19 protein-coding genes are annotated in these 26,431 nt (G+C 41.1%); 5 read left to right on the forward strand and 14 right to left on the reverse strand.

All coding sequences use genetic code 11. The annotated features are described in order from the left end of the window. Nucleotides 1–43: 43 nt before the first annotated feature. From A9970_RS01970 to A9970_RS02010, 10 genes are all read right to left on the reverse strand, one after another. Nucleotides 44–2,080, reverse strand: coding sequence for a heavy metal translocating P-type ATPase (locus tag A9970_RS01970; protein WP_070569882.1), 2,037 nt, complete (start codon nt 2,078–2,080; stop codon nt 44–46). Between the two features lie 82 nt (nt 2,081–2,162). Further along, a complete protein-coding gene (locus A9970_RS01975) occupies nt 2,163–2,831 on the reverse strand; it encodes a hypothetical protein (RefSeq protein WP_182981085.1) in 669 nt (222 codons plus the stop codon). Nucleotides 2,832–2,836: 5 nt separating this feature from the next. Next, the gene (locus tag A9970_RS01980; protein ID WP_182981086.1) at nt 2,837–3,811 is read right to left on the reverse strand and encodes a hypothetical protein; all 975 of its coding nucleotides are present in this window, start codon (nt 3,809–3,811) and stop codon (nt 2,837–2,839) included. Then, on the reverse strand, nt 3,798–4,262 hold the full coding sequence (locus tag A9970_RS01985) for an MgtC/SapB family protein (protein WP_070569890.1): 465 nt from the start codon (nt 4,260–4,262) through the stop codon (nt 3,798–3,800). Before A9970_RS01985 ends, A9970_RS01980 begins: the two co-directional genes overlap by 14 nt. A 33-nt stretch (nt 4,263–4,295) precedes the next feature. Next, a complete protein-coding gene (locus tag A9970_RS01990; RefSeq protein ID WP_182981087.1) occupies nt 4,296–5,177 on the reverse strand; it encodes a bestrophin family protein in 882 nt (293 codons plus the stop codon). A gap of 449 nt (nt 5,178–5,626) precedes the next feature. Then, nucleotides 5,627–6,226, reverse strand: a complete 600-nt coding sequence (locus A9970_RS01995; RefSeq protein WP_182981088.1) for an HD domain-containing protein — start codon at nt 6,224–6,226, stop codon at nt 5,627–5,629. 19 nt (nt 6,227–6,245) lie between these two features. Then, nucleotides 6,246–7,589, reverse strand: a complete 1,344-nt coding sequence (locus A9970_RS02000) for an efflux RND transporter periplasmic adaptor subunit (protein WP_182981089.1) — start codon at nt 7,587–7,589, stop codon at nt 6,246–6,248. A 6-nt stretch (nt 7,590–7,595) separates the two neighbouring features. After that, nucleotides 7,596–11,918, reverse strand: a complete 4,323-nt coding sequence (locus A9970_RS02005) for a CusA/CzcA family heavy metal efflux RND transporter (RefSeq protein ID WP_070569897.1) — start codon at nt 11,916–11,918, stop codon at nt 7,596–7,598. A gap of 211 nt (nt 11,919–12,129) precedes the next feature. Then, a complete protein-coding gene (locus A9970_RS28995) occupies nt 12,130–12,453 on the reverse strand; it encodes a DUF6660 family protein (protein WP_409079947.1) in 324 nt (107 codons plus the stop codon). A gap of 443 nt (nt 12,454–12,896) precedes the next feature. Then, complete coding sequence (locus tag A9970_RS02010; RefSeq protein ID WP_182981090.1) at nt 12,897–13,715, reverse strand: LytTR family DNA-binding domain-containing protein; 819 nt, start codon at nt 13,713–13,715, stop codon at nt 12,897–12,899. Nucleotides 13,716–13,825: 110 nt separating this feature from the next. Between A9970_RS02010 and A9970_RS02015 the strand changes: the two genes are divergently transcribed. Together A9970_RS02015 and A9970_RS02020 are read left to right on the forward strand one after the other, a co-directional pair. Next, nucleotides 13,826–14,212: a hypothetical protein gene (locus tag A9970_RS02015; protein WP_182981091.1), complete on the forward strand. Its 387-nt coding sequence runs from the start codon at nt 13,826–13,828 to the stop codon at nt 14,210–14,212. Between the two features lie 483 nt (nt 14,213–14,695). Next, a complete protein-coding gene (locus tag A9970_RS02020) occupies nt 14,696–16,156 on the forward strand; it encodes a hypothetical protein (RefSeq protein WP_182981092.1) in 1,461 nt (486 codons plus the stop codon). A 70-nt stretch (nt 16,157–16,226) separates the two neighbouring features. Here the strand turns inward: A9970_RS02020 and A9970_RS02025 are convergent, their stop codons facing one another. Next, nucleotides 16,227–18,500 (reverse strand): gliding motility-associated C-terminal domain-containing protein, encoded by a 2,274-nt coding sequence (locus A9970_RS02025; RefSeq protein ID WP_182981093.1) that lies wholly within the window; start codon nt 18,498–18,500, stop codon nt 16,227–16,229. A 50-nt stretch (nt 18,501–18,550) separates the two neighbouring features. Beyond that, on the reverse strand, nt 18,551–21,358 hold the full coding sequence (locus A9970_RS02030; protein WP_182981094.1) for a T9SS type A sorting domain-containing protein: 2,808 nt from the start codon (nt 21,356–21,358) through the stop codon (nt 18,551–18,553). 171 nt (nt 21,359–21,529) lie between these two features. Between A9970_RS02030 and A9970_RS02035 the strand changes: the two genes are divergently transcribed. Next, entirely contained in the window at nt 21,530–23,080 is a 1,551-nt protein-coding gene (locus tag A9970_RS02035) for a hypothetical protein (protein WP_182981095.1), read from the forward strand. 59 nt (nt 23,081–23,139) lie between these two features. Here the strand turns inward: A9970_RS02035 and A9970_RS02040 are convergent, their stop codons facing one another. After that, the gene (locus A9970_RS02040; RefSeq protein ID WP_182981096.1) at nt 23,140–23,715 is read right to left on the reverse strand and encodes a hypothetical protein; all 576 of its coding nucleotides are present in this window, start codon (nt 23,713–23,715) and stop codon (nt 23,140–23,142) included. Between the two features lie 203 nt (nt 23,716–23,918). Between A9970_RS02040 and A9970_RS02045 the strand changes: the two genes are divergently transcribed. Both A9970_RS02045 and A9970_RS02050 read left to right on the forward strand, forming a co-directional pair. After that, nucleotides 23,919–24,797, forward strand: a complete 879-nt coding sequence (locus A9970_RS02045) for a hypothetical protein (protein ID WP_182981097.1) — start codon at nt 23,919–23,921, stop codon at nt 24,795–24,797. A gap of 89 nt (nt 24,798–24,886) precedes the next feature. Continuing rightward, the gene (locus tag A9970_RS02050) at nt 24,887–25,654 is read left to right on the forward strand and encodes a hypothetical protein (protein WP_182981098.1); all 768 of its coding nucleotides are present in this window, start codon (nt 24,887–24,889) and stop codon (nt 25,652–25,654) included. Nucleotides 25,655–25,723: 69 nt separating this feature from the next. Here A9970_RS02050 and A9970_RS02055 read toward each other — a convergent pair whose 3' ends face one another. Next, nucleotides 25,724–26,431 carry a LytTR family DNA-binding domain-containing protein gene (locus A9970_RS02055; RefSeq protein WP_182981099.1) on the reverse strand — a complete coding sequence of 236 codons (708 nt, stop codon included), beginning with the start codon at nt 26,429–26,431 and terminating at the stop codon, nt 25,724–25,726.

Here is a 26,431-nt window from a genome sequence, read left to right on the forward strand (position 1 = left end):
TTACACATGTTTTCATGCTTAAGGACAATTGTTGAATTGAAAGCTAAAACTTCATTCGCTGTATCCTAATGGCATTTAATATGGCAATCAATGATACGCCCACATCAGCAAAGACAGCCTCCCACATTGTAGCCAGACCGCCCGCACCTAAGATCAGAACAATACCTTTTACTACAAATGCCAGTGTTATATTCTGCCATACAATTTTCTTGGTTTTCTTACCGATATTGATGGCTATAGGGATCTTGGAGGGTTTGTCATCCTGAATGACTACATCCGCTGTTTCAATGGTCGCATCGCTTCCGAGCCCCCCCATGGCGATACCTACATCACTTAGTGCAACTACAGGGGCGTCGTTTACCCCGTCGCCCACAAAGGCTACAGTTTCACTTTTAGCTTTGATTTCTTTTACCCTGTTTACCTTATCTTCCGGTAACAGATCTCCGAATGCATTGTCAATTCCCAATTTATCGGCCACAAATTTGACAACCGTAGTTTTATCACCGCTTAACATGGTTACTTTCACATTGAGTTTGTGAAGCAGCTCGATAGTACGTTGAGAGTCTTCCTTGATACTGTCAGCAATGGTAATGTAGCCTACAAATTTTCCTTCGCTGGCAACTGCAATAGTCGTATAGACGATCGATGAGGGGTCAACATTGTAACTTATACCAAACTTATCCATCAATTTGAAATTGCCGACCAAAAGTTCCTTGCCACTTATTGTCGCTTTCAAACCATGTCCTGCTATCTCTTCTGTGTTTTCAAGCTTAATGGAGCTATCAATATCACCCACGTATTCGTGTATAGCCGTTGCAACAGGGTGCGTACTCAGACTTTCTACCGCGTTGACAAGTTTTAAGATTTCGTCTTTATTAAACTCGGGATTGAACATAACCTCCTGCACCTTAAAAACGCCTTCGGTCATTGTACCGGTCTTGTCCATCACAACATTCTGTATTGCAGCCATAGCATCGAGAAAGTTGCTTCCTTTGAAGAGAATACCATTACGACTGGCAGCGCCAATACCCCCAAAATATCCCAATGGTATAGAAATAACCAGTGCACAAGGGCATGAAATTACAAGGAAAACTAAGGCCCTATATAACCAATCATTGAATACATAATTGTCAACGAAGAAATAAGGAACAAGGCAAATTGCTACGGCCAAAAAAACCACGATGGGAGTGTACACTTTTGCAAACTTCCTGATAAATAATTCTGTCGGGGCTTTCTGGGAAGTAGCGTTTTGTACCAGCTCCAGTATTTTACTGAGTTTACTATCCGAATAAGCGGTAGTTACTCTAACACGGGCTACTGTATTCAGATTGATCATTCCGGCAAGCACCGTTTCTCCTTTATTCTTGGTATCTGGCTTGCTTTCGCCCGTGAGTGCTGCTGTATTAAAAGAAGCACTATCAGTAAGAAGTTCTCCGTCAAGTCCCAATTTTTCACCTGGTTTAAGCTGAATAATATCCTCAATCTGAGCTTCCTCCGCCTTGATCGTTTTTGCTCTTTCGTCTACAATAATAGTTACTTCGTCTGGTCGCTGGTCGAGCAATGCTTTAATGTTGCTTTGTGCCCTGGATACGGCAAGTGTTTGAAATACTTCACCTACTGCATAGAACAACATCACTGCTACTCCTTCGGGGTATTCTCCGATAAAAAATGCGCCAATCGTCGCAATACTCATCAAAAAAAACTCTGAGAATACTTCACCTTTCGAAATACTTTTAATAGCATCCTTTATAACTGGAAATCCCACGATTGCATAGGATACCAGATACCAAATAAACCTGACAGTACCTTTAAACCATTCCTGAGGCACCCAGTTGTCGAATGCAATTGCTAGAAGTAAAAGTAAGAGGGAGAGGATGGAAGGAAGGAACATTTTAATCGGACTTACGGTGGCATTACTGTGGTCATGACCATCATCATCACTATGACCATGGTCGTGTCCGTCATTTTTGTGATGTTCGTCTTTCACCAATTCTTTTGCGCCCGCTTCTGTATAGACCTTTTCGGTCTGTGTACAGCAAATCTGTTTGCCCAGGGCGTCGTATTTGTGTTTGTGTTCCATAATATTTTTTTAAGATGGTTTTTGTTTTATGATGTTAGACATCGATAAGATCGGTGCTGTTTTCATCTTTTATCTAACATACCTAATAGTATTTATTGTAAATAACATTGATCATCAAATTGCCCTTGCTATCTGATTCGGTCAGGTTTTTCAGAGCTTTTACTTCACTAATAAATGACGTATTGGAAAAATCACTTTCAATATTTTTAATAGTAAGTTTTTCAAGCGGAGCGTTTAGATTTTTGCTATAAAAATAGTAGGTGCGACTTGCGTATCTATAGCCTCCCCGTTCGTATTTAGAATAGATAATCAATCCGTTACTCCCAATAATTTTATGATAACCATAGGTCCCGAAAGTCGTCCCCTTATTAAAATAACGAAACAGATCATTACCTCTTTGATATCCCCATAAACTCCCATTCGGAAATTTACTTTTTTGCTGTCCATGCTTTAAAGTAAGCTTGTTGTAATAAACACTGAACTTGTTCTTTTTGCCTGTAAGACAGATGCTGTCAATAAATTTTCCTTCGCTGAACTCCCCATAGCTTTTATAGAGTTTTACATAATCCATACAATACTCCGAAGCTCTTGTTTGAGATTCAGCCCTTACCGGATTCAAAAAGTCTATAAGAAGTATTGTCAATGCCACGATCTTGTACGCCAAAGCTTTCCCACCACCTAGTTCGAGAAGTTCGTCCCCGGTGTGTGGATAGCATAGATTTTCAATATGTACGCTACGTTTGAATTCCATATGCTCTATTTTGAAAGATTTTCTAATACTCTATCATTTAAAAACTGATTAGTAATTTTATTCGCTTCAATTAATATACCTTCAATAGATGGTGCTTTCTTACCGATATATTCCCTCGCCCTTATTATAGCCTGGTCACTTTTTATGCCTTGGGTTTCCTTTACCGCTTGCGCCAAGGCGAGCAATCCGAGTCCTTTATCCTTTAAGATTCCCAATTGCTCGATCATCCAGCTAATCGCAAAAAAGCCAAATTTGGAGATTGCCAACGGTTTCATCTGTTTATCTTCCACAGCGGGAAGTTTGTTATAGCGGGAATCCAATACGGAATCTGTAAGATAGTTCTCGAAAATCAGCCTTTCCTCTTCAATGTCTATGAGTTCAATACATCCCTGAAGCGCCTGCGCATAAATACTTAACCAGCGCAACTTCCTTCGGAATTCATGGACACCCAACTCAACGTCTTTAAAAATAGCTTTGCCTTTCTTGTTATATTCCATGATCTTTTCGATCTCAGACCGATAAAATTTAACAAGACGCTTATGTTGTTCGTCTTTTTTTCGCCAATTCGTTTTTTTAAGATTTCTGCTGATCTTTTTTACTAGCTTCCCATTTAACCAGTTTTTACTTTTAAGTAAATTATTGAGGTTCTTAAAAGCTTTTTCTTCTTGCGCCGAGAAATAGGACCTGACATCTTCTGGAATGTTTTTATTGTTCGAAAACTCTATACCCAAGGCAACAAAATAATCCGCGCTTCCAAGTATATCTTCCAACTGCTTGAACTTTTCGCGCATCTTAATAAAACGTTTCCTTTTGGGCCCAGTTATGCTATATATTCTGGCTAAAGCTTCCAATTGAAATAATGGTGTTCTAAGGTTATTTTCAAAAAGGTAACGCCCTGGGTTTTCTTCTTTTTGAGCATCATTTAATAAAATGGTTACATTTTGAAGATGCAGATCGAATTGAATATTATTCTTTTTCATGATCACTGTTCTTATTGTTTGATAACTTTTTTAAAAATCTCCTGTACCATGCAAACTGATTGAAGGAGAAAATAAGTAGGGTAATGAGCGTCGCTGAAACTGCCAGAACAAACATATTTAGTGCTATTGCTATTCCAACAGCTGCGATTGCCCAAAGACCAGCAGCGGTAGTAAGACCTGTTGGCATACTTTTTTCATTATGAAAACCTATGCCTGCGCCAATAAAGCCTAATCCGGTAGCAATTGCGGCGAGCATCCTTGCGGTTGCAGATCTGTCTTCGGTCAGATGAGCAGCTACGGATACAAAAAGACAAGAGGCAACACAGATGCAGGCAAAAGTTCTTATGCCCATATTTTGCTGCTCCTTTTCCCTTTCAATACCCACAGCACCACCTAAAATGAGCGCGAGCAGCAATTTAGCCGAGAGTAAAAGTTCAAAATTGATATCCATGACATTTAATTGTTTCTATTATTTATCAATACTTTACATTTCATAGTAAGAATCGTTTTTAGACTTTACCGGAATATCTTTTTCTCCGATCATTTCCAACAGGTTAATCTCGATTGTCTGTGCAAGTGAGGTCATCGGCGTGTCTACAGGAGTATCCTCAAAAGGATCTTGCATAATGATTGCCGTTTTTTCTATAGCAATAAATAACGAGGGTATAAGAATAGTCATCATAATTTCAACAATAAGTTGGCCATCCTCCAATCCAAACGGTAAAATCGCCGCAAATACATAGATGAGCGTATGGACAAGCAGACTATATGATCGTGGGAAAACGGTGTTTTTTATGCGTTCGCACTTACCCATGCTATCACATAACCTCGCAATTGTTTCGTTCAATTGCACTTGTTGAATATGTGATATGTCCCCAGCGAATGCAAGTTCTTTAATCCTTTCCGAATGCTTGTCGAGTAACGCATTTGGAATATTTGCAGCATTAATTTGATGAATGTTTAAGTAAGCCTGAACTGATGGTGAGAATTGTTTTCTTCTAAGGGAATCGCCCAAAGCATAAGTCCAGATAATCTGTCTTTCAGCAAATTCCTTTGTTTCGTACTTAGGGGTATCGGGAGCATACTGAATGTACTGTCTTAAAAGGGTTCTGGAATCATTTACGATAGCCCCCCATATACTCCTTGCTTCCCACCAACGTTCATAGGATTGTGCTGTTCTAAAAGCAAGCAGTAAAGAAACTGCCGTTCCTACGAGTGCGGGAATACTTAAAGGAAGTGATACTTTTTTAAATGTCGGATGCATATCCAGCAATCCGATAGATATTGCAAAGACACAAATCAGCATGATCTGTATCTTGATTTCATTTACAAAGTACCAAATTGATATTTTCCGATTTAATAGCATGACGTAATATTGTGTGGTGTTTGAAATCAATCATTTTTTTTCTGTTACAATTACTTTATAATTTTATTGTTTAGTTCATTAGGCTCAATAACTATCCTTTTCGTTCATGAAATTGTCCAAGTGAAATGTATGGCGATGTACTGTTCAGCATGTACGCAACTTGTCCATGATAGGTATTATGACCAGAGGTATTTTGGACAGTATATCCTACCGTATATACTCTTATTGGTAGTCTAATAACTCCTATACTAAGACTAGTAATTCCGTAGGTGGTGGAACTAAAAAACAAGTTTTTATTTTGTAAATTCCTATACACTGCAACCAAGATTGCTTCGATTAAAATCCCGATTGGTAAATAACTTCTATAAATGAAAAGCCAGTTTCCCCGCCTTTCAAATTCTTCTTTCAACGCCATAATTTTTTTGATTTTTCATAATGTAGGTTTATAATCACTTAGCCATGTCTGAGCAATTACAGCCCATTAATCCAATATTTACTTCCTTAAATCTATTTAGGATATTTTGTCCATACACTGTCCAATAGCTATGAGTTAGCAGCATGTTGCAATTAACGGTATGCCATTGGGCGTCAGAATAAACTTGATGGAGAAAGATTTCAAACTCCTTCCTTATCGCATGTGCATACCTTGGATAGGAGGTTCTGGTCAAGTGAAAGAGATCCGCATCACACAATGCCATTTCAATTCTGTTCTTGGGACATTGCGGAAACTTTGTAGCTTCGATACAAGCCAATACTGAATTAATAAATTCAGTATTGGCAGTAACTTTTTTCAAAAAATTCTCGGCTACTTTTTTACTTTCTTCTTCATGGCCAGTGTATGTGTAAGCGTAGCCACAGTCGTGAAACCATGCCGCCACAGTCAATATTTCCATTTCGGAATCATCCAAATTGCAAACTCCTCCAATTTCTTTGGCTGCTTCGACAACTTCCAGGGTATGGGTAAGGCTATGAAAACAAAGGTCAACTGAAAGCTCATCTTTCAGTAAAGCAGAAACATAGTCTTCAACTAATATTACCAGTTCTTTCATAGCCTATTCGTATTAAAGATTAGTGATCATGCCCCCCGGTGTTACTCAATTTGGCGTTGATAAAGAATGCGCCCTTTGTAACAATTTTTACCCCTTTAGGAATTTCATTTACAGGAGTAATCACTGTGTATCCCAATTCGGAAATGCCCCTTGCTATTTCAATCTTCTCGAAATTCATTTTTGGTTCTTTCTGCTTATTTTCTGCAGCATGATCATGCTGTTCTCCTGGTTTGTGATCATGGTCTTCCTCTGCTTTCTGATCATGACTTTCACCCTCGGCATGTTCATGGCCGCCTTCCTCATGGCCAGCTTCAGGCTCTTTGTCTGTATGGACAAAAATATAGAACTTGCCATCCGCTTCAACAATTGCAGTATTGGGTACGGTAGATGCCATAACATTTTCGACACTTACCATGCCTGTGATATTCATTCCATCAATCAATCCGGTTTTATTACCTACTACAGTACAGTGCACAGCAACTGTTTTACTTTCATTCTCGAAGGATGAACCTATATTGAATACTTTTGCGCTATAAGTCACCTGTGGATTGTTAGTAATGGTAAAATTCACTACTTGTCCCACTTTCATGTAAGGGAGATCCCTCTCGAAAACCTGAAGGTCTAGATGTAACAGACTGTTATCTACAATTTCAACCACAGGAGATGATACATCGACATAACTTCCAATTTTTGCGAACTCATTGCTTATGGTTCCGCTGACAGGACTTGTTACCGTTAGTGCTGATCTTAGATTTTCCCTGCTGATAGTAGCGGGATTTATTCCCATTAATTGTATTTGTTTCTTTAAGGAAGCCTTACGGGCCATCAAAGCGTTCAAATCGGCATTAGCTGTCTGGAGATTCTTTAACGCTCCCGCACTTCCCTGATTAAGTTCCTGTTGACGATTTTGTTCCTGTTGTGCCAACGTAATTCTGCTGTCAATTGTGATGTATTCTTCCTGCAGCTGAATAAACTGAGGATTTTCAATAGTGGCAATTACCTGACCTTTGCGGACATAATCACCCAACTGTACATTTAGGCTTTTAATAACACCACCATAAAGGGATGTTGCATTCGCCTTCTTGTTGTTTGGTACCCTTAGTGCCCCGTTAGCTTTGACAGTGGCTGTCAGATTTTTATCCTCAATGTTTCCAAGTTTGATGCCAACAGCTTTGATCTGTTCCTGTGTGAGTGAGGCAATAGTGGAAGACTCTTCTTCTGAATGTCCTTCCTCACCACTGGCTTCAGCTGCTTTTTTTTCTGTTGGAGCTTTAGCACCCTCTTTATTTTTTGCCTTTCCCCCACAGCTATATAAAGTTGTTATGAGAATAGCTGCAACTAATATTTTTTCTATGATTTTCATTTTATCTTATTTGTTATTGAAGTAATTGAATTGAATTGCTGATTGATTGAACTGGTTCAATACGTCCAGGTAATTTTGACGGATGCCAATAGCCTGGTTAAGAAACTGCCCCAATTCTGCAAAACTTATCTCACCCGTTCTGTAACTCAGGCTGGCCGCATTGATAATTTCTTCAGATTGCCTTAAGCCGGAGGTTTCATAGAAATTCAACAAGGAATAATTCTTTTCTATTTCAGCAATTGCGGTTCCTCTCTGGGTCTGGAACAATTGCGTCTGATAGGATAGTGTTTTTTCCTGCACCTCTTTCTCTGTAACTGCTACTCTTACCTTATTACGATAAGCACCGGTTCCAAACAATGGAAAGGATGCCATTACTGAAAAGCCAGTGAAAGGATCTTTCGCTCCCCATAAACGTTGGCTGAAAAATCTTCCTGAAAATTCAGGCCTATTCGTGTTTTTTTGGACTTTGATATTGGATGATGCAATATTTACATTTTGTTCCTGTAAGGCAAGAATAGGATGGGACGTAATGTTCTCCAACAATTGTACTTCTATCTTTTCAAGAGGGGCCGAGACAGGTAGTAACCATTCATTTTGGTTCAAAAGCATCATTAATTGTTGTTGCTGTACCGTCATTTCCTTCTTATTCTGATCCATAAACGCCTGAAGTTCTCTAAGCTTAGCCTCTGCAGACACCTGATCCAGTTTAGCGACATCACCTGTCTTTACCCTTACTTCAGTGGTTTTAAAAAGCATAGTATATATGCTATCCAGCCTTTGGAATAATGCTTGCTTATCCTGTAAATACCAAAGCTGATAATAGGCGGTACGTACATCTCTTTTAATGACTGCATTTAGTACATCCGTATTCATCTCAGCATATTTAAGCTGCTGTTTGAAATAATCTTTCCGAGCCGCATACAATCCTGGCCAGGCTATACTTTGTGAAATACCAACTTTTAAAATACCCACATTGTCCGAGGGACGGAAATCTTCGTTTTCTGCGAAAACGCCTGTTTTGGGAATATCAGTGGCCGTCTTTACATTTAGAGAGGCACTTTTAATTTTCGCACTGTTTACTCCAAATTGTTGGTTGTTTTGCAAAGCTGTTTCTATTACTTTATCTATTGAAACTCTATTTTGTTGCTGTGCATTGCTAGTTGAAAAGCCACCCAAACACAGTAAAACCACAACTGGTATTGTTTTCATGCTTCCTTTACCTTTTATGTTAAGTTTGGAATTGAATATGATGTAAAGGAGCGGCAATACGAATAGCGTCAGAAAAGTTGCAGTGATCAGACCGCCTATAACAACTGTCGCCAAAGGCTTTTGAACTTCCGCTCCCGCACTCGTGCTTATGGCCATTGGCAGGAAGCCGAGTGATGCCACGGTTGCCGTCATCAAGACCGGTCGTAGTCGGGTCATGGTTCCTTCTTTTACTCTTTTGAGAACGTCATCTATTCCTTCCTTCTTCAGTTGATTAAATGTGCCTATCAAAACAATACCGTTCAGTACGGCAACACCAAAGAGAGCAATAAATCCGATCCCTGCGCTAATACTGAAAGGCATGCCCCGAAGCATCAAGGCAAACACCCCTCCAATTGCACTCATAGGTATTGCGGTAAAGATCAGCGTTGCCTGTTTGAACGAATGGAAAGTAAAATACAGCAACATAAAAATCAGTAGCAAGGAAACCGGTACTGCAATCATCAAACGTGCGCTTGCCTTTTGCAGGTTTTCAAATTGACCTCCGTAGGTGAAATAATAACCCGAAGGCAAATTTACTTTTTCGGAAAGCTGTTTTTGAATGTCCTGTACAACACTTTGAACATCACGTCCGGCCACATTGAAACCTATTACAATCCGACGCTTACCAGCCTCACGACTAATTTGGGCAGGTCCTAGTTTATACTCAATATTTGCAACCTGTGAAAGCGGAATCTGTACCCCGCTATTTGTTGGGATCATTAGATTGCTTACATCATCTATACTGCTTCTATGGAGACTGTCAAGCCGAACAACAAGATCAAAACGCCTCTCATTTTCGTAAACCTGTCCCGAACTTTTTCCCGCAAAAGCGGTACTTACCACATCATTTAAGTCTTGAATGGTCAGACCATAATTTGCAATACGTGTACGGTCATATTCCACATTGATTTGAGGAAGTCCACTAACCCGCTCTACCTGAGGAGAGGTTGCCCCATCGACGGTTTGGATTACTTCACTTACTTCTTTAGCGTAGGATGCGAGCGTATCAATGTTTTCCCCGAAAATCTTAACAGCGACATCCTGTCTGATACCAGTCATCAGCTCATTAAAGCGCATCTGTATAGGTTGATTCTTTTCAAAGAAGACACCCGGTATTACTTCAAGTTTCTCCATCATGGCATCGGCAAGCTCCTTGTAATTCCTTCCGGAGGTCCATTCTTTTTCCGGTTTCAAAACGACCATCAAATCTGAAGCCTCCGGAGGCATGGGATCCGTAGGAACTTCGGCTGCACCTGTTTTTCCAACAACCATCTTAACCTCCTGAAATTCCTTGAGTATACGCGAAGCCTGCATCGATGTCTCTATACTTTGATTCAGTGAACTACCTTGTGGAAGTATACAATGGAATGCGTAATCTCCTTCCTGCAGTTGAGGAATAAACTCGCCACCCATCCTGCTAAAGAAAAATAGAGAAATTACGAATAGCCCAACGGTAGCACTTACAACAATGTATTTCATCTTAATTGCTTTCTGCAGCACTGGTTGGTACCAACTAGCCAGCTTGTCCATCATTTTGTCACTGAATGTTTTTTTATGACTTGGTTTTTTGGACAAGAATAATGCACACATCATCGGGATGTACGTCAATGACAAAATAAGCGCCCCAAATATGGCAAAACCTACGGTTTGCGCCATTGGGCGGAACATTTTCCCTTCTACACCAACTAAAGTTAAAATAGGAATATATACGATCAGGATAATGATCTCACCAAAAGCAGCACTGGTTCGTATTTTAGAAGCTGACACAAATACCTCATCGTCCATTTCACTTTGTGTCAATCTGTTAGTGGATTTTCGAAGACCCAAATGGTGCATGGTTGCTTCTACAACGATTACCGCGCCATCTACGATCAGTCCAAAATCTATCGCACCAAGACTCATCAGATTGGCACTAACGCCAAAGACGTTCATCATTCCAAGAGCAAAAAGCAATGCCAATGGAATTGCTGATGCCACAATAAGTCCTGCACGGAAGTTGCCTAAAAACAGTACAAGTACGAATATTACGATCAATGCACCTTCAATAAGGTTCTTTTCTACCGTACTCATAGCTCTGCCTACCAGTTCCGTACGGTCCAAATAAGGTTCTACGATTACGTCTTCAGGTAGGGACTTTTGGATAGTTGGTAGCTTTTCCTTGATACGCTTTACGACTTCATTACTGTTTTCGCCCTTCAACATCATAACAACTCCACCCACAGCATCAACTTCTCCATTAAACGTCAGCGCCCCATACCTAACAGCACTTCCAAATCTCACTTCAGCAACATCATTGATATAAATGGGCACAGCACCTGAAGTTTTTACCACGATTCTTTTTACATCTTCAATTGAAGTTACCAGACCAATACCTCTGATAAAATAGGCATTCGGCTTTTTATCAATATACGCTCCACCTGTATTCTGATTATTTTTCTCAAGTGCGGTGAATATATCTGGTATGCTCACACCCATCGCTCTTAACTTATCAGGGTTCACAGCAACCTCATACTGTTTTAATTGTCCGCCAAAGCTGTTAACCTCAGCAATACCGGGTGTTCCATATAATTGTCTTGCAACGATCCAATCTTGCATTGTACGTAGATCTTTTGCATTGTATTTACTTTCACTGCCTTTTTTGGGATGGATAATATATTGGTAAACCTCTCCCAGGCCGGTACTTACCGGCGCCATTTCAGGAGTACCTATTCCCTGTGGAATTTGGTCTACTGCTTCTTTTAGCCTTTCGTTGATGAGTTGACGTGCAAAGTAGATATCTACATCTTCTTCGAAAACGACTGTAATTACGGACAACCCGAATCGGGAAATGCTTCGAATTTCTTCGATCTTGGGAACATTCGCAATACTCTGTTCAATCGGAAAGGTAACGAGCTGTTCCACCTCCTGTCCAGCCAATGTGGGGCAGGAAGTAAATATTTGAACCTGATTGTTGGTAATATCAGGTACGGCATCTATAGGCAGTTTGGTTGCACTCCATACTCCCCAGATAATAAGTAACAAGGTCATTAAGCCAATGATTATCTTGTTCTTGATACTGAATTTTATGATATTGTCTAACACAATGTATTTTGTTATTTTAACATTTAATAGAAAAAGAAGGGAATTCCACCAATGGATGAAAAGGCGGAGAAGGAGAATCTATGAGTCAATGTGAAATATCGACAATTGGTAGTTGCAACACTTTATATAAAGTGTTAGACACCAAATACAATACGACTAGTAATGTATATAAATACACATTATACCAGAAGACATAGCATTCCCAGAAAAGTTAAATGTTAAATTTCGGCGGCTGCCAAATGCTACCAGCGTAGCGGGATAAGAAGTTAGAATCTCTGATAATAACTTTTTTAGAAGAAAATGTTTGAATAGGGATAACAAATCCCGGTAATTCAAAATTGAAAGAAACCACTGTCACACTACAGCATTCACATTGACAAAATGGAGTGCAATTGTCATCTGTATCTTGGTTATGACTATGCGCTATTTCTATACTTAGTTCTTTTGGCGTTTCGCAAATATTTTGTGCATCACTACATGGAACTAAAAATAGCCCCAAGAAGTAAAATAATATAATTGCTGCTTTGCACCTCATAACTAATAACAAAAGTAGAAAAAAAATATGATTCCAAGTATCTTGAAATCTTTTTTTTGCTTCAAAATCCCATAATAGAAAATTGCGTCGATAAGATGTTATCGTTTTATTTCGGTATTGTAACTCCAATCCCCCCAATTTTTTATCTTGGTGAGGTCTGAGTAACGCGGTCCTATAAGCAAAATAAAAGCAATAAGAACCATTTTCAAAACGTTGCCTATGAATAAGTTACTTTAGTGATTCTTGAGATTGTTATTAAGGCTGCATAGAGTATTTATACCATATAACATCACTTTAAAAAGCAGTAGCTACCTTCTAGGTATCTCAAATGATAGCGGGACCTTATCAATTTTGTTACAGTTCAGGAAATGGTTCCGGAACCTTTTACAATTTCAGTATGCTCGCAATGACTACCTTCCTTGCCCTCAATAAAAGTCCGCCCCTTATCTCTTCAGCCATCGCTCGAATTTCGCAGCAGTAGGCCTGCCGACGATGATCCTAGTATTTAAAGGATGATCGAGGTACAGTTCCAACTGGCCGCTTTTGCCATGAGGACGGTATGTCTTGCACAATTTGTGGCTGACGATATATTGACGGTTCGCACGGAAAAACTGTGCTGCATTCAGCTCTGGTTCTATTTCGCTTAAAGACTGCTCTATTAGCAGATACTTTCGGTCAAAGGTGCAAAGCTGATAGCCTACGTCCAACCTTCTGAAACAGGCAATTTCTGAGACCGGTACTTTTTCGATCCCGTTTAGAGTCTGAGCCAGGAAAAAATCCTTTTCGGTAGGTATTTCATCGGCTTGATATGTCCTGGTTGCCGGATTTTGCTTTTCTGCCAGATCAGCAGCATAATTCCACAAGAAGTAGAAGGCATAATAGGCATTGGCAAACATCAAAAATAACAGGACGATAGGATAATCGATGGTCAGATATCGAGTGTCGAAGATATGAACAGAATAAACCGTCCAGAAGTAAATCGTCGCAAGCACAAAGGCTGCAAAGGCCATCGGAAAAAATCCCAGGGCCAGCTGCATGATCAAACGGCGCCCGGTATTTTGCTGCCAATGATACCCTTTCCGGTCCAGGTAGACAGATATCCGGTTTACGGACCATAGCAGGAGCAGGGCGATGAAGTAGCTACAGGCAACAGCAATCCAAAAATTAATATCGATGGCTGCAAGTCGGAATTCATCGACGTGAATATTGAACAGGACAATGAAAAAAGCAACCGGCAAACAAATAATTATCCGGAACAGCATGTCACTGTAACGAGGTTTAGACATTTGGTCTTTGGTTTCTATGTCCTGGGATTGTTTCATGATCGTTCCAATAACAACAATTAAACAAATTAAAAACTAATATAATAAATATGTTCAAACCAGCTTTAACGCCCTATGGTGTAAATCAGAAAACAACAGAGCTTTACGCTCTTGATGACAATTCCCTGCTTGCCCAGGCCGCATTAATATCCGTTGATATCGTTACCTGGATAGTGGATAATTTTGAACTTACTGCCCCTCAGTATAATTACCTGATCGGTCTGGCCCCAGGATTCCTGGCCGTATTTAAGGACCAGGCATCGCGCGCTGTGGCTAACCGGTGGCCAGTGACTTATATTCCGGGCGCTGGCACAGAGGAAATTTCATCGGCGGATGCCGGCGAAAAATGGATCAAGTCCAAGGAAGAGAATACTGCCGGTACCCAGTCCGTAGCCGATACATTCAGCGGTAGCCTTACCGTTGAAACAGGCATCTAAGGACCTGTGAGTAACAATCGGATCCCCCGGAATATCCAAGTTTCCGGGGATTTTTATTATGGTGGTGATTTCCAAAAGAGAGCCGGTTCTTCAGCTCAATAACGAATACGTGCAATTCATTTCCGATTCACAGCAGTTCGTTTTCCAAACCCCGCAGTTGAGCATATTTTTATTATGAAGGCTCATTTATCCATTCTCACAAAAACGGCTGTAATGGCTATTAGAAGGCCGTTTTTAACCCTGTTTCCATTCCATTGAACACTTATCTGCAACACTTGCATCTTACTGCCTTTAGCCCCGAAATTTACCTTATAGGAAACAGCTTGTGTGTATGGGATGTTCACGGCAAGCGCAAAGCATAACCACAACCAGGGCATTATGAAAACACAATCGTTATACCAACCACCCTAACCTGTGTAATAAGCAACAGGTAAGAAACCTCCGTTATTATTTATAATCGCCATCAGGCTAAACAATACGAAAATGAAAAGAAAAAATTTAATGGCTGCTGCTGTAATGGTCTTTATTGCAGTAGTCGCAGTGCTTTCCTGCAACAAGCAGAAACAAAATGATTTTGGGGACATGAATGGAACAGCCGGCAAAAAGGCAAAAGCTGTCGCTGTAAGTTGTCCGCCAATTGTATTTTCAGGGACGATCAGTACGCCAACCACTTTGCTTGCCGGTAATGCCTACCTGCTGCGGGGCAATGTGGTCGTAAACAACACGACACTGACTATACAGCCCGGCGTTGTAATCCAGGGTGAAAAGGCGACCAATGGGGCACTCATCGTACTACCTAACGCCAGCATAAATGCAACAGGCACGAGCTCCAATCCGATCATATTTACCAGTAACCAGAATCCAGGCTCCCGTGCTGCCGGTGACTGGGCAGGTGTATATCTTTTGGGCAATGCACCAAACAACCAGGGTAACGCGCTGGCCATCCAGATCAACGGCGCCAGCTTTACTGCAGGTGGCAGTTCTGCTGCAAGTAGCGTAGGAACTTTTAAATACGTGCAGATCCATTTCGCTGGAAAAGGAGGGGGCTCCGGCAGTGACCGCAGGTCAGAAAGCAGCCTCGTACTGGCATCCCTTGGTAGCGCCAGTACTCTGGATCATATCCAAATCAGTAATTCTGGCTTTGATGGCGTAGGAGTCTTTGGCGGGGCCGTAAATCTGAAAAACATCGTGAGTATGAAAACAAAAAGAAGCGATTTTGTCATGTCCTATGGTTATACTGGCAGAAGTCAGTATTTAAGTGGGTTAAAACAGAATACACTTTCTCCGGCGGCATCAGCTAAAGGAATGGAAATTAAAAATGTGTTGCTTAATGAATCCTTTACAGCTAGTCCGCGCACTTATCCAACCATTTCCAATACTACACTTATGGGTGGTAATTATTGCGGACAAGGAAACAATAATATCGAGGACGGAATATTTGTCGCAGCTAATGGTTCTGCTAAAATTTACAATAGCGTCATAACATCCTTTAACCAGCACGGGCTTAATCTTGCTAATGATGTTATTGCCAATACTGCTACCGGTACGTTCCAATTACGTTTTTCGTTCAATTCAATGCAGAGTTTTGCAACTGCAACAGATTTTAGAGCTATAACTAATCTCGCATGGACAAGTAATTCGGGATGCGGAGCAAGTATGGTATCGTGGATAGCAGGCTCTGGCCTCGGATGTCAGCAAATTGGTAATCAGTTTTCTGCTGATATCTCCACGTTGGGTTACAACTCCAGTTTTTGTGGGGACTTCTGCGGCAGTGGATTTACACCTAATTTTACCCTCGGGCTGACAGACTTGGAGAATTCAGATTTTACCTGGGACAGCGCAGGACAATTTGAGCATCCAGCCTATCGGGGCGCATATGGCGCAGCTTCATGGGTAAATGGATGGGTAGATATGTGTCCGCTAAATACAAACTATTGCGTTTAAAAATGATAAAATAAGGCCATTATCCATAAAAGATAATGGCCTTTGGAACGTATAGGTACAAGCCCAATTCTTATCTTAAAAGCAAGACATCACCCTTAAAGGTCTTTGACTTACCATCCGGGTAGTCCAGCACGATTAGGTAATGGTAGGTCCCCATTTCGCACGGCAGTCCGTTTTGCGTACCGTTCCAGCCGGCGGAGCTGGTGCTACTAAATACTCGTTGCCCAAAACGGTTGTAAATCTCAAAAAGACGTATTTTCTGATAAGTAAGCCCGGACACTGTAAATATATCGTTCATCCCATCACCATTCGGGCTAAACGCATTGGGTACAATATCCGGCATTTTAAAATCAATATTTACCCAAATTTGACCGGTATCCCTGCATCCATAAGCATTGAACCCAACCACCGAATAAGTGGTCGGCACCAATGGCATGGCAATAGGGTGCGGCCCTACCGGTGTATCCAGCGATGAAGCCGGCCACCAGCTATATAACATGGCTCCGCTGGCCCTGAGCCGGATGGAATCGCCATATCGGATCGTTGTATCAGAGGGAGTGACGATAAGTTCCGGCGCTGGATAAGCATCTAATTGTATATGTATTGTGGTGTCACACCACGGTTCCCGTTTGATCTGTAAAGCATAACTACCCGCATCCAGGCTTTTAAATTGAAAGCCAGAAGAGCTTTGTGCGGATCGGACCAGCTCACCACTTTCATTTCTTAGCTCATAGCTGAGCAATGCAGTATCGCCAGCAATTTTCTTAATCTGCAATTCGATATCACCGGGACAACCGTATATAAGCCGGTCCATGTCGGGAAGCCTGCTAAACTGAACTTTAAAGGTATCGAGGATAACGGTGCAATCCTGGAAGTATGCAACAACATAGGCACCATCATCGTAAACAATTCGGAAACTATCACGTAAGCCATTATCCCAAAGGTAGCATGCCTTTGCGGAAGCAGCATAAAGGGTTATACTGTCTTTAAAACAGGCATCAATTGTATAAGTATTTCCGTATAGCGTATCTGGTGGCGGTCCGGCAGTAATAATGATTTTGGGCAAATCCGTAAGCCCGTTGGTCGGCGACATATTGATCATGTTATTGCTGGGACTGTATAATGCTTCCGTTTGCGGCACACAAGCCAGGCCCAAGTTATTGGGCTGATGGATAACATGGAAAGTCATTTTTGGAATAGCAGGATCCGGACACTCATAAGGATGTTGATCGAGGATATAGATCTTGCCGTCAGGTCCCAGACGCAGATCTCCAAACCATGATACATCAGGCACGCATAAGTAATCATTCCAATGGTGAGGGTTAGTAAGGACCAATGTCTTGGAAGATATTATATCAGCTGTTGTTGGTAAATCAAGATTATATTGGTAAACCTTACCATAATAATATGGACCAGCACCACCAAAATAAGGACCATCATTTTCTGTAGTATATAGTTTAGAATTATCTGGCGAAAAACATGCCCCTGATATCCACTGATTGGTTTCCAGTAAACGGGCGTTTTTTACTTTACCGCTGCATTTTTCAAAATCATAAAGCTCAACGCCACCGGGAAAGTTGAACGCCCCGCCTTCCCAAAATCCACCTGCAAGCATTGTCCCAGCCGGAGAAGAGACAAAATTACCATTGCTTAATCCATAGTTCAATAAGGGTAAGTTGCCACATTGTGATACCACAGGTTCGGTCGTCAATCCATCGTAGCCGACAGGAAAACTCAGATATTCATTGGCAATATAAGAGCGGACAACAAGCCAAACGCCATTACATCCTTTCACTGCAGTCATTCGGTCATCAGCTATGGTATTCCATCCTGTAAGCGGAATATTTTTTTTGCCTGCAACAATATTTCCCAAGCCACCGTTTAGGCTCATATCAAATAAAGAGTAGACCAGCCCATTGCTGCGGATATAAAAAATATAATACTGGCTGGTGTTACCTGGATGAGGTATGACTATAGGGCTTCCAAAAAGGGGCATGTTATTTAACAGGTCGGTACCTGCAATAGGATGTTCATAACGGTCCCATATATTGTTGACCGGGAGAGGGGTGGCGCCGGTTATGAATTTTACCATAAAAAGCAAGGCACCTGTGGGACTGCAAACCGCTATGGATTTATGATACAGCCACTCATTAAAAGAAGGACTGTATGTAATACCATTGCCGTTTACAGGATGACCTCGATAGAAACTCGAGTCCAGCACAGTTGGTGGGCTGGTATTAAAATCAAGTGAATAATTCTGGCCAAAGGTCCAGATGTTATTTTCGCCCTGGCCATACGCCAGCGTTGTTAGGCACGATATCAAGAAGGTAAGAAAACGTTTCATAGTCTATCATTTTAAAATGTGGCCCCGCAAAGCGAGGCCACGAGAGTTATTTATTCTTTAACCAGCTTGCAGCTTCCAATCAAATTACCTTTTTCATCAAGTGCATTGATCAGATACATGCCAGCTGCAAGTGTTTCCAAATTCAGGGATTGTGTTCCGGCGGCCACGTGTCGTTTATGGATAAGCCGTCCAAGTTTATCATAGATCTGCAATTCTGCTTTGTAAGGCAGTTTCAGGTAGACTATTTTATCTGCAGGATTGGGGTAAATTGGCAACGTAATGCCTTCTTTAGGATCATGCAAGGCTGTAAGGTCGGATACTATTACCGCTGGTGAAATTCCAGCACAACCACTGGCATTTGTTACCGTTACGGTATAGCTGCCATTTACAGCAGCTATATGCGTAGGATTTACTGCTCCGGGTATCGCCATCCCGTTCAGGTTCCATTGGTAGGAGGGGAAGGCTTGAGTAGTGGCCAGAATGTTTCCGTTACGGCTGATGACTGGGAACGGAGCTGGAGTAACAGTAATTGGAATGGTTACTGTATCTCCAGCGCTGCATTCACTAACTGGCAAAACCGTAACCGCTGCAGAGCTGGTTCCGACAATGGCAATAAGGGTATCGCCGCTGCTAATTTGTGTCCATCCTGCTGGAAGTATCCACAAATAGTTTCCTGAACCGCCAACCGGTAGTGCCCTAAGTATAAGTGTATCACCGGCGCAGATATTACGGCTACCCCTAACTGTATCAATGGCGGCAGGAGTTATGCAGGTATTTATTTGGACCAAAAATCCATCCTGATCACCGCCGATCATAGTTTGATGCCCCCCCGGCGTACCGATACCCGTACTGCTTAGCGTCTTTCCGGCAAGCACAATCTTGTTTCCATGAGCTGACAAAGCCGTTCCTTCATCTGACAGGGTTCCAAAATAGGAACCCCAATGTATTCCGCCTGCTGTATCAAAGCAGCTCACTATGCAATTATAAATACCGGTAAGGCTGGTATCCATGCTATTGGGAGTTGCAATACCGGTACTGCTGGCTGTCGTTCCACCGACATATATTTTTCCATCTTCTGCTGCACTAATACCGGAGATAACATCACTTTGTAAACCGCCGTAATAGGTACTCCATATACGCTCACCCGCAGTATTGAACCTTGCTAAAAATCCGTCTCCACTTGGGTCTGCAAGGCTGGCTTGATAGGCTCCGGCACTTGCGATGCCAGTTGTACTGCTGGTTGCTCCACCAATATAGATGGCATGATCTTTTGTTTTTAGCGAAAGAGCTCGATCTTGATCTGCCCCACCCAGGTAAGTCGCCCATTGGAGCTGGCCTTCTCCATTAAATTTAACCAGTAAGGCATCCTCTGCGCCTCCGTGTATGGGCTGATAAGAGCCTGGACTCGCCAAACCTGGGCTGGAGCTATATCCTGCCAACACAACGTTGCCCACCTCATCACACTCTGCGGATTGAAAGACGTCAAGCCCGGTACCACCAAAGTAAGTGGACCAAGCAAGACTGCCGTCGGTAGAAAATTTTGCTAAAAAGGCATCCTGGCTTCCGCTGAATGTAGGCTGGTAACTCCCTGGTGTTGCAATTTGCTCCATACTGGCTGTATTGCCTAAAAAATATACACCATTAGCCTTGTCGCAGGAAACGGAGACCTGTAGGGAGCCATCCTGGCCATTACCCCCAAAATAGGTGCCCCATACACGCTGGCCGGCACTATCAAATTTTACCAGGAAACAATCATAACCGCTCGGTGTACCAGCTTTGACCGCCTGATAGGAGCCGGTAGTAGCAATACCCGTAGGGCTATTGGTTCTACCCGATAAGTAAACATTACCCGAAGTATCTATTGCAATACCTCTGCCCAGGTCAGTTCCAGCACCACCAAAATAGGTACTCCACAGACAGGTGCCATCTTCCGAAAATTTTGAAAGAAAGGCATCGGCTCCTGTAAGCCCATTGCCGCCTCCAATGGTAACCTGAAATGCTCCCGTTGTCGCAATATTGGAAGCGCTACCGGTACTGCCGGCAATAAAAAAACTGCCATCGCTGCCATGAGCCAAAGCTGCTATATCATCATAATCTGTTCCCCCGAAATAAGTACTCCAGCTCACTATTGGATCAATTACCAAAGCTCCCTTACAGTCTCCGGTACCATAGGTAAGTTCTTCGCCTCTTAAGTTATACCAGCATGCAATATTTTCTCCCGTAGCCTTTTTATAGGCTATGGGCGCTGCTTCCTTTATTGTTCCATAAGGCGTTTCTGCCTCTATACTGCCGTCAGCTCTTAGTGCAAGGGAAATTGCACCGTCATAGCGGAGCCGGATATCACTGACTTTACCACCAGGATGTATGGTAAAGTCATGTTCCATTTTCCCATCTTTATTGATGTATACCGTCCAATCAATAAAAGGATAGATATTATGGTACGTAACCTCTGTAACTGTGCCGGCCATATTTCCACTGGTCGCTACCGAGGGCAGGTAATAGCGTGCCCAACCTTTGGTGTGGAGAATTTCCTTTCTGGTAACAAACGCATCCATATTTGCACCAATCAAAATAATATCCATACGGCACATCGTAAGCGACCTGGATTCTGAAGGTTCATAGGTGTCTGCTTTATCAGGGCTGTACCATTGATAATGTATAGCTCCAGTGCCAAGAAACACATTTAGGCCTGGCGCTGCCTGCAGCTTATAATCGATATCGTTTCGAGCCTTTCCATATTGGTCGGTTACCTGGCCTATATTACGGATAAAAGCAGGCGTTTGGTTTGTAGTTTGTGAAATACCGGAAGTTGCGGTAAGTATTAAAAATAATAGAAAGAGTGGAATTTTGCTGGTCATGACAAATGAAGATTAAATTGGTTAAAAAGTCCGGGCAGGGCGCCCGGCATTGTCATGCACAAAACAAACACTAATATTTTCATGGTTCAAAAGAAGTTTTTTCGATTGTCAACCCTGAAATATGCCATTGTTAAGAGAAATTGGCTTACCTTCCATTAAAGTGACCAGGCTATGTACCGTAAAAAAGATGACCTCCCGTTGCTCATAAATTCCCTCACAATAGGCGAAAAACGCCATTTTCATAACTTTTTTAAAAGAGACCAGGCGCTGAACGGCGAAGCTCTATTTCTACAGTTATACAGCATACAGGAAACGGGCAAAAGTCAAATCCCAAAAAGTTTTGCAGATTCTTCCGAAAGGGCATTGGTATCGGCCAAAAGGCTTCTTTACGCCAATATCCTCAAAAGTCTGCGGTCATTGCACGACAATTCTTCCGTAGATATTACCCTCCAGAACATGCTTGTTGATATAGAGCTCCTCTCTGGCCACAACCTGCCGGATCAGGCATCGCTGATCCTGAATAAGGCATATAACTTAGCCGCCGATTTTGAAAAATTTGGTCATTTGCTACAGATTCTGGAATGGGAAAAACGACTCAATATCACATTGGACGAAGTATCGAGACCTACCTCTGAGATCATTGAAGAGGAGCGGAAAGTACTGGGGCAATATGCCCAGTTAAAAGGACTCGAAGGACTCTACTGTGAGGTTATGTTGCTAAAAAGAAAACACGGTTATATAAAAGGAGACCTTAAAGAACAATTGACTGCTCAAATATTATTCTCCGACCAGCTTCCGGCAGAAAACTCGTGCCTTAGCGCAAAGGCTCTATACTATCGAAACTCTGTGCTATCCGTATTCTACTGGATGGCCATTGAACCCTTAAAAGCATTTGAGCATAGTAAAAAGCTGATGCTCGGTAAAGATCATAGCATCCTGCCCGATGATTACCTGTTGGGATTGCTACAACATATAACTTCCGCAATATGCCTTGGCCTTTTTGATGAGACTGTTTATGGTATAAGAGCAGCTGAAACTTACTTCAACGATCACGATCTGCGGCAATCTGCAAAACTGAAATCCCTGCTTTTTGTTTACAGATCGACTTATGAAATCAAAGCCTACCTTTTTAAAGGGCAGGAGCGCAAACTTCGAAAAGCCATCTATTGGGTAGAAAAAGAGCTTGTACTACATGAGAATATTCTTCCTGCCGATCATCTCCAGATCGTGAAAGGAAATTTGATGAACGCCCATATGGCTTTGGGAAGTAGCAAGCAGGCAGATCGGCTCTGGAATAGCCTGATGCAGCTATCTCCTAAAATAGTAAGAAAGGATATCCTTTCAGACCTTTACATGTTCCGTGTTTTTGATCTTATGCAAAGCGGCAGTTATGAAGACCTGATCTCTGCCTCTTTTAAAGCGATCCGCTTTTACGAAAAAGAAGACCACGGCGGCACACAGTATGTTTTGGAGCGTGCCATTATGGTTTTATTGCGAAGAAAGGTTGCCATTGGTCCAAAGGTGTTTACCATTACCATTATCCAGGAGATTAAAAGAATGATCCATGATTTTATTATTGCTAATACCGGTTCGATAAGATTCCAGGAACACTACAGCAGGTATGTTATCTGGTGCGATGCCATAATTCATTCAGAGCCTTTTTATAAGGCAGCGGAGCGTTGGTATTCCGGATTTTTTACGCGTTTGCCCAGGGCATTTTGATTTGATGGCCGTGATTATGTATCAAGAAAACCAGTCATAACATTTTGCTATTTACCTTTTCATTTTAAGATTTTTCTTTTCCGAAACTCAGATCTAATAACAAAACCTTCAACATAATAACGTAATACAGTCCAGAATAAATAAAACAAAAGTGCTACAAAAACCATCTGCATGAGGCTATAAACTGTGGAAGGATAAAAGGTTTCCTCAATAGAGGATAACAAGGTGTATTTGCAGTAACTATACCAGAGTACAGCAGCAATTGTAGCCAATATTCCAGCGATCAACATTCCCATACCAAGGCCATGTGATTGCAGCGCTATGGTTGGTCGCTTCCCATTAAACTTCAAAAGACTTGTTTTCAGGGCTGCAGAGATTTCCCACCGGGTCAGTTGATGCTTTTTCTTAAAATTCACAATAGCCTTGTATTGGCCGGGGCGAAGAGCATATCCGAATTCACTTCTACTACGCCTAATAAAAAAGTCCACTTCGTGGCCTTCTTCAAAGTATCTGGAATTATGGTTGGCAAGGTTTTGATCCGCTTGAATATCGAGAGCACGCTGAAAAGCTCTTTCCCGGAAAAATACTCTCTTTATAAAAGCAATGGCATCTGTGATTAATTTGATTTTTTCCATTTTCTTATCGCTATATATTAGTTAAATAAAAATACAATTTATAAATCAACAAAAAAAGACTAGCTATCTGTAAATTATCATAGAACCAAGTATGTAATTCGCAGCTTTGTTGCCGAAAGCAACATTTTTTTGATGGCTGGATAAATATCTGCTCTTCAATTAGGGTGGCATAGTTTTGGTGGAATATGATTTTTAAACTAATTATGAATAAAATAGAGAAAAGACTCCTTAAAGGAGTAAAATTTCAGTATAAAGCTTTGTTCATTTTGATGCTTTTTAGCACTAACAGTTTTGGACAAAAAGTATTTGATAACCTTACGTCCCCCAAAGAAGGCGCAAACTATTATGTTACCATCGATGGGAAAGGACCATACCGGGTTAAGATTAATGATATTCCATTTTTGACGGTGGAGAAGCAGGAGGGAAGCATTACATTTTTGGCCAATCATACCATATTAGGCAGCGGTGAGCAAGAGATTTCCTGGGAAGTAGGCCCTGGAGGAAAGATCGGAAATGCTTCCGTAAAAGAATCACGATGGAAAAATGGTAAATATAGCCCGGATTCCATTATATGGGATAGCAGTAAAAATAAGGAAAAAAGTTTCACAGCCACGGTTCCTTATAATCTCGCAGGATGGTCTAAAAGCTCTGATTTTTCTTTAAACCCCGAAAATATAAAAGCCGCTAAAAAATGGTTTTCAGAAATGATATCACTGGCCCAGCAACATAAAGGCAGCGAGTTCATGAATAGAATTGCTTTTGCAGAGCAGCAGTCCTTTTTGACGAATTATATAGGCGACGACGAAGCTAAGCAGAGGCATAAGAATTGGGCTGTCTTTTTTAATACAGGAAAATTCGAAATAGGCAATGGGAGTGAGGATGAGATAGAAGTAGTTGCCTATGGCAAACTTGTTCATCTAAAAGGAAAAAACAATCAGGGAGGAATTAAGATTTTGAGCCCGGATGGTCAGACAACCTACCTCGATATATTTCTTCATTTTCCAGCGAGAAAACAGCAGCCGGAGGCTATCATGATAAATTTCAGACAGGAGACCAGTGATTTTCGTAATCGCGTTAAATAGACTGAAAAATTGGATAGCTACTAAACCAGTATCACAAGAACTTTATTTCAATTTTCAATTTTGACTGAAAAAATTAAAACCATCAAAAAATGAAAATTCAAATTTTAAGTTTAGCATTGCTTTTGTTTACTGTAGGCTGCAGTAAAGAAGGCACCCCACCCCACCAGGAACAGCCAGCTTCATCTTTAAAAATGGCCACGGTTAAAACCCAAATTGAAAAGCCATTTAATTCCAAAAATCCGGCTGATTCAATTGGGATCATCCATAATCAGGCACTGACATTTATTTATCGAAAGCTTTCTCAAAATGGCGGTTTTTCTTCCGAAATGAAGCAAAAGTTTGTTGGAGAATTCTTTAAAAACAGGTATGGAGGAGAACCTCTTAAAGCGCTTCTACAACGTCATAAGCAAAATCAGCAAATCAAGAACCTGGAGATTAAAGATCTGACAGAAAAGCTCGGATGCTCAAGGACGTTAGCCAAAATTATCAATGAAATTTTCTTAGCGGCAAAAGAAATGAAATCCCCTGCAGATTATAGTGCCTTCAAAAAGAAGATTCTGATTGTAGAAGACAATATTCTATCGGGGAAAACTAAAATAAGTAGGACAGAGGCCGATCAGCTTTTACATTTTACATCAGTATACCGACACTCCATGTTTTTTTGGATGGAAGCAATCAATAAAAATCCAGGAAAAAATGAAGCTGAATTTTTAAGGAAATTTATCCGCGCAATCCTTGGCGCCGGAGCTGATGCTTATGGTGCCGTCGCAAGTTTAATTACCTACGTGAGTTTCCGTTATGTCCTTGAAGATGCTGCTCTGGACAGCGCCATGATGCTCTGGGCATTTGATCAGTAAATTAATAATATAATACCTTAGTTTCCGACCATAAAAAGGAAAGACTAGTCTTTCCTTTTTATGGAATCCCTAGAATAATAACAAATCCAAACTTTGAATATACATCTTGCTGCATTTGCACTTTGATCCTCCTATTAACTTCAAGTATTTATTATCGCTGCTCAATCCAATTATTTTAGCGGTATTGGCAATAGCTGATTTGCTTACTCTCGCAAAGTTATTTGATGGCAAAATTCTTTGTATTTCAATTAAAGGTACAGGTGCTAGAAAAGTTTCGTTGTCCGTGTAAAACTTAGAAAAATTTCTAACAGATTCGATGAAAAGTATTTTGTCAAAAGGAATTTCTATGGTTTTATCATCTAGTCTATAAATGAAATGGGTACTACTTTTTTGACTTTGCGCGATCTTTTCTGCAATGTAAACTGGATATATTTTTTCTACAATATCTGATATATCTTTCATCGAAATTGGTTTTGAAAGATAACCCAACACATTGATATGTCGCCAGGATTCTCTGGCGTATTCTTCATATCCTGTTGTGAATACTACCTTCTTTTTCGGTATCAGCTTAGCTAGTTCCAGACCCGATAGACCGCTCATGTTAATGTCGGAAAAAACGAGGTAAATTTCCGGATGTTCTAATAAATATTCTTTAGCTGAAACTGAGTTTTTAAAAGTTTCTATCAACTTTAATTGTGGAATTTGAAGAATGTTTTTTTTAAGATAATTGAGTGCAGTTACCTCGTCATCGACAATTACACAGAGCATTTGATCCAT

The organism is Sphingobacterium sp. UME9, assembly GCF_014170215.1.
Taxonomy (GTDB): Bacteria; Bacteroidota; Bacteroidia; order Sphingobacteriales; family Sphingobacteriaceae; genus Sphingobacterium; species Sphingobacterium paramultivorum.

Coding starts and splice junctions, on each gene's coding strand:
- A9970_RS02040 (WP_182981096.1), bottom strand. CDS start 23,715: ATGGAAAAAATCAAATTAATCACAGATGCCATTGCTTTTATAAAGAGA.
- A9970_RS02025 (WP_182981093.1), bottom strand. CDS start 18,500: ATGAAACGTTTTCTTACCTTCTTGATATCGTGCCTAACAACGCTGGCG.
- A9970_RS02050 (WP_182981098.1), top strand. CDS start 24,887: ATGAAAATTCAAATTTTAAGTTTAGCATTGCTTTTGTTTACTGTAGGC.
- A9970_RS02000 (WP_182981089.1), bottom strand. CDS start 7,589: ATGAAAATCATAGAAAAAATATTAGTTGCAGCTATTCTCATAACAACT.
- A9970_RS02020 (WP_182981092.1), top strand. CDS start 14,696: ATGAAAAGAAAAAATTTAATGGCTGCTGCTGTAATGGTCTTTATTGCA.
- A9970_RS02055 (WP_182981099.1), bottom strand. CDS start 26,431: ATGGATCAAATGCTCTGTGTAATTGTCGATGACGAGGTAACTGCACTC.
- A9970_RS01990 (WP_182981087.1), bottom strand. CDS start 5,177: ATGCTATTAAATCGGAAAATATCAATTTGGTACTTTGTAAATGAAATC.
- A9970_RS01980 (WP_182981086.1), bottom strand. CDS start 3,811: ATGAAAAAGAATAATATTCAATTCGATCTGCATCTTCAAAATGTAACC.
- A9970_RS01985 (WP_070569890.1), bottom strand. CDS start 4,262: ATGGATATCAATTTTGAACTTTTACTCTCGGCTAAATTGCTGCTCGCG.
- A9970_RS02015 (WP_182981091.1), top strand. CDS start 13,826: ATGTTCAAACCAGCTTTAACGCCCTATGGTGTAAATCAGAAAACAACA.
- A9970_RS28995 (WP_409079947.1), bottom strand. CDS start 12,453: ATGAGGTGCAAAGCAGCAATTATATTATTTTACTTCTTGGGGCTATTT.
- A9970_RS02045 (WP_182981097.1), top strand. CDS start 23,919: ATGAATAAAATAGAGAAAAGACTCCTTAAAGGAGTAAAATTTCAGTAT.
- A9970_RS02030 (WP_182981094.1), bottom strand. CDS start 21,358: ATGACCAGCAAAATTCCACTCTTTCTATTATTTTTAATACTTACCGCA.
- A9970_RS01995 (WP_182981088.1), bottom strand. CDS start 6,226: ATGAAAGAACTGGTAATATTAGTTGAAGACTATGTTTCTGCTTTACTG.
- A9970_RS01970 (WP_070569882.1), bottom strand. CDS start 2,080: ATGGAACACAAACACAAATACGACGCCCTGGGCAAACAGATTTGCTGT.
- A9970_RS02010 (WP_182981090.1), bottom strand. CDS start 13,715: ATGCTGTTCCGGATAATTATTTGTTTGCCGGTTGCTTTTTTCATTGTC.
- A9970_RS02035 (WP_182981095.1), top strand. CDS start 21,530: ATGTACCGTAAAAAAGATGACCTCCCGTTGCTCATAAATTCCCTCACA.
- A9970_RS01975 (WP_182981085.1), bottom strand. CDS start 2,831: ATGGAATTCAAACGTAGCGTACATATTGAAAATCTATGCTATCCACAC.